The sequence below is a fragment of the Geodermatophilus chilensis genome (assembly GCF_002802985.1).
Lineage (GTDB): Bacteria > Actinomycetota > Actinomycetes > Mycobacteriales > Geodermatophilaceae > Geodermatophilus > Geodermatophilus chilensis.
In genome coordinates, this window is record NZ_NVPT01000067.1 from 21,150 (window position 1) to 28,317 (window position 7,168).

Annotated in this window: 6 protein-coding genes; 3 read left to right on the plus strand and 3 right to left on the minus strand. The window is 74.6% G+C overall.

What is annotated here, in order from left to right:
• The first annotated feature begins 140 nt into the window (after nucleotides 1-140).
• Nucleotides 141-1,190, plus strand: a complete 1,050-nt coding sequence (locus tag CNO22_RS13010) for an NAD-dependent epimerase/dehydratase family protein (RefSeq protein ID WP_100499774.1) — start codon at nucleotides 141-143, stop codon at nucleotides 1,188-1,190.
• A gap of 86 nt (nucleotides 1,191-1,276) precedes the next feature.
• On the opposite strand, the gene CNO22_RS13015 is transcribed toward CNO22_RS13010, so the two are convergent.
• Together CNO22_RS13015 and CNO22_RS13020 are read right to left on the minus strand one after the other, a co-directional pair.
• Complete coding sequence (locus CNO22_RS13015; RefSeq protein WP_100499775.1) at nucleotides 1,277-1,834, minus strand: TetR/AcrR family transcriptional regulator; 558 nt, start codon at nucleotides 1,832-1,834, stop codon at nucleotides 1,277-1,279.
• The gene (locus tag CNO22_RS13020) at nucleotides 1,831-2,427 is read right to left on the minus strand and encodes a sugar O-acetyltransferase (protein WP_198588300.1); all 597 of its coding nucleotides are present in this window, start codon (nucleotides 2,425-2,427) and stop codon (nucleotides 1,831-1,833) included. The genes CNO22_RS13015 and CNO22_RS13020 overlap by 4 nt, the downstream gene beginning before the upstream one ends.
• A 137-nt stretch (nucleotides 2,428-2,564) precedes the next feature.
• Here CNO22_RS13020 and CNO22_RS13025 point away from each other — a divergent pair, with 137 nt between their 5' ends.
• Together CNO22_RS13025 and CNO22_RS13030 are read left to right on the plus strand one after the other, a co-directional pair.
• Complete coding sequence (locus tag CNO22_RS13025; protein WP_100499776.1) at nucleotides 2,565-3,971, plus strand: APC family permease; 1,407 nt, start codon at nucleotides 2,565-2,567, stop codon at nucleotides 3,969-3,971.
• Nucleotides 3,972-4,177: 206 nt separating this feature from the next.
• The gene (locus CNO22_RS13030; RefSeq protein WP_100499777.1) at nucleotides 4,178-5,737 is read left to right on the plus strand and encodes an LVIVD repeat-containing protein; all 1,560 of its coding nucleotides are present in this window, start codon (nucleotides 4,178-4,180) and stop codon (nucleotides 5,735-5,737) included.
• Between the two features lie 84 nt (nucleotides 5,738-5,821).
• On the opposite strand, the gene CNO22_RS13035 is transcribed toward CNO22_RS13030, so the two are convergent.
• Nucleotides 5,822-7,018 (minus strand): dipeptidase, encoded by a 1,197-nt coding sequence (locus CNO22_RS13035; protein WP_100499778.1) that lies wholly within the window; start codon nucleotides 7,016-7,018, stop codon nucleotides 5,822-5,824.
• Nucleotides 7,019-7,168: the final 150 nt, after the last annotated feature.

Below are 7,168 nucleotides of genomic sequence, written 5' to 3' on the forward strand. Positions count from 1 at the left end.
CGACCCGGCCGTGACGGCGGGCGGGCGCAGGGTCACCGTCGCGGGCGCGTCCCCCGGACGTCGGCGGCCTCGGCCGCGACGTCGCCCCGAGCCGGGGCGCGGCTTGTGACGATCCCGCGCGTCCCGACCCGGGAGGCCCGATGACCGAGACTCCGCCGGCGCCGGCCGCGACCCCCGCCGCGCCGGCCGCACGAACCCCCGACGGCGCCGGCGTCCACGCCGTGGTGGGGGCCGGGGGAGCGACCGGGCGGCGGCTCGTCGCCCACCTGCACGCGGCCGGGTACCGCGTGCGCGCGGTGACCCGCGACGGTCGCGACGCCGGCACGCCCGGTGTGGAGACCGCGGCGGCGGACGCCACCGACGGCGCGGCCCTGACCGCGGCCTGCCGCGACGCGACCGCCGTCTACCACTGCGTCATGCCGGTGCTCGCCCGCTGGACGAGCGACTTCCCCGTGGTCACCGACGCCCTGCTCGACGCCGCCTCCCGCGTCGGGGCGCGGCTGGTGTACGCCGACGACACGTGGATGTACGGGCGGGTCGACGGCCCGATGACCGAGGACACCCCGTGGCGGCCGGTCAGCACCAAGGGCGTGCTGCGCGCCTGGATCGCCGAGCGGGTCCTCGCCGCCGGTGCAGCCGGGCGTCTCCAGGTCGGCGTGGTCCGCGCGGGGGAGCTCTACGGTCCCGGCGTCCGGTCGCTCGTCGCCGGCAACGTGTTCCGCGCCGCGCTGCGCGGGTGGCCCGTGCAGTGGCTCGGGGACCCCGACCTGCCCCTGACGCCCACGTGCGTCGACGACTTCGCCGCCACCCTGGCCGCCGTCGGGACCGGCGGCGCCTCCGACGCCGCGGTGTGGCACGTGCCGCATCCGGGCGTCACCACCGGCCGGACGCTGGCCGCGGAGGCGTGCCGGCAGGCGGGCACCCGGCTGCGGCTGGTGCGGCACGGGAGCGGCCAGGTGCCCGCGCTCGGCCACGTCGTCCCGCTGGCCCGCGAGGGCGCGGAGATGGTGTACCAGTTCGAGCAGCCGTTCGTCGTCGACGGCAGCCGGGCGGGCCGGGCCTTCGGGCTCGCGGCGACCCCGTACGAGGAGGGCGTGCGCCGGACCCTGGCGGCCGAGCGGCGCGGCCCGAGCCGGTCGAGTGCGCCGCTCGGCCGAGCACCAGGGTGCCGCGGTACCAGGCCGGCGTAGGAGACGGCGTCGAGGAAGAAGCAGGCGGCGACGGCGGCACGGGCTCGGCGCAGACGCGCGGTGCCGGTCTCGGTCCTCGGGAGGGGTCAGCCGGCGAGCCGGTGCAGGGCGGAGCGGATCCGGTCGGCGTCCATCGGGTCGGTGGACAGGGCGCTGTGCAGGACCAGCCCCTCCACCAGCGCGTCGACCTCGCGGGCGGTCACCCGGTCGAGGTGCCGCTCGAGGCTGCGGCGGCTGCGGGACATCCAGTCCTGGGTGACCGCGCGCAGCGCCGGGTCGCGCGCTGCGGCGACGTACAGCTCGACGGCGAGCACCAGGTCGCGCGGGGAGCCGAGCAGGTCGCCGGTGAGGTGTTCGACCAGCGCCTCGAGCGCCGCCGCCCGGTCCGGTGCGGCGCGCATGCGCTCGTCGAAGCGCTCGGCGACGGCGTCGACGTGCCGCGTGAACGCCGCGGCGAGCAGCTCGGTCAGCGAGCCGAAGTGGTAGGTCAGCGACCCCAGCGGGACGTCGGCGGCGCGGGCGATCGCCCGGTGCGTGGCGGCGGCGACGCCCTGCTCGGCGATGACGTCGAGCGTGGTGTCGACCAGCCGGTCGCGCCGTCCCGGGTCGTGCCGGCGCGCCCGCCGCGCCGGGACCGAGGTCACCGGCCGGGCCCGTCCAGGGTGCGCACGACGCGGGCCGGGTTGCCGACGGCGACCACGTCGGGCGGCCGGTCGCGGGTGACCACCGCCCCGGCGCCGACGACGGTGTTCTCGCCGATCGTCACGCCGGGCAGCACGATCGCCCCGCCGCCGAGCCAGACGTTGTCGCCGATGGTGATCGGCTCGGCCGCCTCCCACTTGGCCCGGCGCGGCTCCGGGTCGACCGGGTGGGTCGGGGTGAGCAGCTGGACGTTGGGCCCGATCTGGACGTCGTCCCCGATGGTGATGGGCGCGACGTCGAGGGCGACCAGGCCGAAGTTGGCGAAGCAGCGCGCGCCGATGCGGAGGTGGCTGCCGTAGTCGACGAAGAAGGGGGGCCGGATCTCGGTGCCCTCGCCGACGGCGCCGAGCAGCTCCTCCAGCAGCCGGCGGCGCAGTGGGCCCTGGCGGACGGTCGTCGCGTTGTAGGCGTCGGCCAGGTCCAGCGCCCGGGTGCTGGCCTCGCCGAGCTCGGGGTCGTCGGCGATGTAGGGGTCACCGGCGAGCATCCGCTCGCGCATGGTCCGGGTGTCGCCCGCGTCGGGCCGGAGGCTCATAGGAACGAACGTACACAACGGCCGCTCGACGTCGTGTCCGGTCGCCGGGCTGCTCGCCGTGCCGGCGGCCCCGCCGCGCGGGAGGATGACCGCGCTCGACGCCCTGTGGCACCGACCCCGGCCGGAGGAACAGCGACATGAGTGAGGGCTCTGACAACGGCTTCGTCCGCACCCTCGGACGGTGGGACGTGCTCGCCGTGGCCTTCGGGGCGATGATCGGCTTCGGCTGGATCGTCCTGACCGGCGGCTTCTTGGAGAGCGCGGGCACGCTGGGGGCCGCACTCGCCTTCCTCATCGGCGGCGTCGTGGTCGCGCTGGTGGGGTTGACCTACGCCGAACTGGTGTCGGCCATGCCGCACGCCGGAGGAGAGCACAACTACGTCCTCCGCGCGATGGGCAGCCGGTGGGCGTTCGTCACCTCGTGGGCGCTGGTCCTCGGCTACGGCTCGGTGGTGGCGTTCGAGGCCGTGGCCCTGCCGCAGACCCTGCTGTACCTGTTCCCGGACATGCTGGCCGGCCGGCTGTGGACCGTCGCCGGCTACGAGGTCTACGCCAGCTGGGTCGCCGTCGGCGTGGTCTCCGCGGTGGTGATCACGTGGCTGAACTACGTGGGGGTCCGTCCCGCCGCGGTGTTCCAGAGCGTCGCCGTGCTCTTCCTCCTGGCGGTCGGGCTGGCGCTGGTCGTGGGCAGCTTCGTCGGCGGGGACACCGACAACATGCAACCGCTCTTCACCGGGGGCGCCGCGGGCCTCATCTCGGTGCTGGTCGCGACACCGTTCCTGTTCGTCGGGTTCGACGTCATCCCCCAGTCGGCCGAGGAGATCAAGCTGCCGTACCGCAAGATCGGTCAGCTCCTCCTCGTGTCGGTGGCCATGGCCGTGGGCTGGTACGTGCTCATCATGATCACCGTGGGGTCGTCGCTGCCGGCGGCCGACCTCGCCGCCTCCGAGCTGGCAGCCGCCGACGGCATGGCGGCGCTGTGGGGCAGCGACCTGATGGGCACCGTGCTGGTGCTCGGCGGGATCGCCGGGATCCTCACCTCGTGGAACGGCTTCCTCATCGGGGCCAGCCGCCTGGTGTACGCGCTGGCCCAGTCGGGGATGCTGCCGGCCTGGTTCGGGCGCCTGCACCCCCGCTACCGCACCCCGGGCAACGCCCTGCTCTTCATCGGGGGACTCTCCGCGCTCGCCCCGTTCTTCGGCCGCCAGACCCTGGTGTGGATGGTCGACGCCGGTGGGCTGAGCATCATCGTCGCCTACGTGATGGTCGCCGTGAGCTTCGTGCTGCTCCGCCGGCGGGAGCCCGACATGGCCCGCCCGTTCCGGGCCCCGGGCGGACCGGCCACCGGCGTGGTGGCGGCCGTGCTCGCCCTGGGGCTCGGCGTCCTCTTCCTCCCCGGCATGCCCGCGGCCCTGGTCTGGCCGTACGAGTGGGTGCTCCTGGCCGTGTGGTGGGCCCTGGGGCTGGCGTTCCTGCTGCGGGTGCCCTCCGTGGGCCCCGGTCCGGACGCCGAGGAATGCGTCCTGGCCGCCAAGGGCCGCTGACCGGCCCGCTGAACCGGGCCGCTGACCGGCCGGCTGTGGCCGAGCCGGGACGGCGAGCCGCCGAGGACGCCTCGAGAGCCACGGGGCCCAGGCGCTGCGACACGCCGAGCAACCCTTCCCTCACGGAGGGGTGGCTGCTTACCGTCCGCGCGCACTCCTGACGGGTCCACGGGGGACACGCGGGAGTGCGCGGAGAGGAGCAGTACATGAGGTCGACGACGACCCGCGGCCGTTCCGTGATCGTGGGGCTGACCGCCGCCGGTGGGCTGGCGGCCGGTCTGCTGGTCGCACCACCCGCCCTCGCCCACCCGGACCACTGCGTGTCCAAGGACGGCGAGGAGATCGACGAGTCGGAGTGCTTCACCGACTCCCAGATCGCCGAGTTCGACGACTCCGGCGCGCCGCTGCCCACGCCCGGCTCGGTGGCGAGCTCGCCGAACCTGCGGCTGCTGAGCACCACCCCCAAGAGCGGCATCGCCGCGGGACAGGACGCCTACAACTCCGACCTGGCCTTCGTCGACGGCTACGCGATCCAGGGCAACTACAACGGCTTCTCGATCTGGGACGTCCGCAAGCCCGGTGCCCCGGCGCTCGTCGGTCAGGCGGCCTGCCTCGGTGCGCAGAACGACGTCTCCGTGTACGGCGACATCGTGATCACCTCGACCGACTCCCGTCGCGTCACCGAGGCCTGCGACGCCCCGCCGCTCCGGGCCCCGGCGACCACCGACCCGAACGCCGAGTACTGGGAGGGCATCCGGGTCTGGAGCATCGCCGACAAGTCCCGCCCCGAGCTGCTGACGAGCGTCGAGACCGACTGCGGCTCGCACACGAACACCCTGGTCCCCGACCCGGCCAACGACCGGATGCTGGTGTACGTCTCGTCCTACGGTCCCAGCGCCGCGCAGAAGGACTGCCAGACGCCACACGACAAGATCAGCATCGTCGCCGTCCCGGACGACGCCCCGGCGTCCGCCTCGGTCATCGCCGAGCCCCTGCTCTTCCCCGACGGCGGCTTCGCCGGCGGCCTGGTGGACGTGGGCAGCGAGGCCTTCCCCCAGGGGCGTCGGCTCAGCGCGACGAGCGGGTGCCACGACATCACCGCCTACCCCGAGAAGGGCATCGCCGCCGGTGCCTGCATGGGCCAGGGCGTGCTGATGGACATCAGCAAGCCCGCGGAGCCGAGGGTGACGTCGTCGGTCACGGACGAGAACTTCACCTTCTGGCACTCGGCGACCTTCGACAACGACGCCACCAAGGTGGTCTTCACCGACGAGCTGGGCGGCGGTGGGGCGCCCACCTGCAACCCGACCGTGGGGGCCGAGCTGGGCGCCGACGCCGTCTACGACATCGTCGACGGTCGGCTGGAGAAGCGGTCGTACTTCAAGATCCCGCGCACGCAGACCAACGAGGAGAACTGCGTCGCCCACAACGGCTCGCTGATCCCGAACACCCAGGGACGCGACATCATGGTGCAGGCCTGGTACCAGGGCGGCATCTCGGTGTGGGACTTCACGGACTCGGCGAACCCGCGTGAGATCGCGTGGTTCGACCGCGGCCCGCTCAGCGCGGAGGCGCTGGTCCTCGGTGGCTCGTGGTCGGCGTACTTCTACGACGGGCTCATCTACAGCAGCGACATCCAGCAGGGCTTCGACGTCCTGAAGCTCGACGACCGGGCCATCGCCGGGGCGCGGTCGGACAAGACCGGGACGCTGAACCCGCAGTCGCAGACGCGGTACACCGTCGGGGCCAGCGGCAGGTCCCGCTAACCGCTCGGCCGTCGGGCCCGCCTCCTGTCGGGAGGCGGGCCCGACGCACGCCGGCCCGCGCCCGGCGACCCCGGCAGGGGCGGTTCAGGCGCGGTCGAGGTCCTCGATGCGCGCCGTGGAGGGACCTCGCCGGGCGGACGAGGACCGCGACACGGCCTCGGCCTCGCGCAGGACCCGCAGCACGTTCCCGCCGACCAGCCGGGCGCAGTCCTCCTGACTCCACCCGCGGTCGAGCAGCTCGGCGACCAGGGCGGGGTAGCAGGTGACGTCCTCGAGCCCGTCCGGGACGTCGTCCGTCCCGTCGAAGTCCCCGCCGATGCCGACGTGGTCGATGCCGGCCACCGCCCGCACGTGGTCGGCGTGGTCGGCCACCTCCGCGAGGGTCGCCCGCGGGCGGGGGTGGTCGGCCGCGTATCCGGCCGCGACCGCGGCCCGCGTGCCGGCGTCGTCCGGGTCGAGCCCGCGGCGCTCCACCTCGGCCCGGAGGCCGAGCGTCCAGGCACGGCACCGCGGCGAGACGAAGTCCGGCACGAACGTCACCATGCAGACCCCGCCGTTGGCGGCCAGCTGGCGGAGCAGGTCGTCGGAGGCGTTGCGGGGGTGGTCGCAGACCGCACGGGCCCCCGAGTGGGAGAAGAGCACCGGCGCCTCGGTGACCTGCAGGGCGTCCCGCGCCGTGGTGGCGGCCACGTGCGACAGGTCGACCAGCACGCCCAGCCGGTTCATCTCGCGCACCACCTCCCGACCGAACGGGCTCAGCCCGCCGACGACGGGCGCGTCGGTCGCCGAGTCGGCCCAGGGCACGCCGACGTTGTGCGTGAGCGTCAGGTAGCGGACGCCGAGCCGGTGGAGCGCCCGGAGGACCCCCAGCGAGCCGGCGATCGAGTGGCCGCCCTCGGCGCCGAGCAGCGAGGCGATCCTGCCCCGCGCGAACGCGCTCTCGACGTCGTCGGCCGTCAGCGCCAGCTCCAGGTCGTCGGGGTGGCGCCGGACCATGCGGTGCACGAGGTCGACCTGCTCCAGGGTCGTGGCCACCGCCGCGTCCCCCTGCAGGGTGCCGGGCACGTAGACCGACCAGAACTGGGCGCCGACCCCGCCGCGGCGCAGTCTCGGCAGGTCCGTGTGCGTGCCCGCCACCGCACCGGCCAGGTCGACGCGGTCCAGGTCGCCACCGAACCGCCGACGGACCTCCCACGCCAGGTCGTTGTGGCCGTCAACCAGCGGGTGGTGGCGCAGCAGCTCGCGTGCCGTGGCCAGTGCGGCGGCGGGTCCACTCCCCATTCCGGTCCTCCCCGGGACGTGCCTACAGCCCGAGGGCCTGGCGGACGGACGGCGCGTGCCGGCGGGAGACCGGGACGGTCTCGTGGACGCGGGTGTCCGTGGCGAGGAACAGCGTCCCCTTGAAGCCCGGCTCGATCTCCCGCACCCGGC

Bases quoted from the DNA above. Each gene is read 5' to 3' on its own strand.
- CNO22_RS13010 (WP_100499774.1), top strand. From the start codon at position 141: ATGACCGAGACTCCGCCGGCGCCGGCCGCGACCCCCGCCGCGCCGGCC.
- CNO22_RS13020 (WP_198588300.1), bottom strand. From the start codon at position 2,427: ATGAGCCTCCGGCCCGACGCGGGCGACACCCGGACCATGCGCGAGCGG.
- CNO22_RS13025 (WP_100499776.1), top strand. From the start codon at position 2,565: ATGAGTGAGGGCTCTGACAACGGCTTCGTCCGCACCCTCGGACGGTGG.
- CNO22_RS13030 (WP_100499777.1), top strand. From the start codon at position 4,178: ATGAGGTCGACGACGACCCGCGGCCGTTCCGTGATCGTGGGGCTGACC.
- CNO22_RS13035 (WP_100499778.1), bottom strand. From the start codon at position 7,018: ATGGGGAGTGGACCCGCCGCCGCACTGGCCACGGCACGCGAGCTGCTG.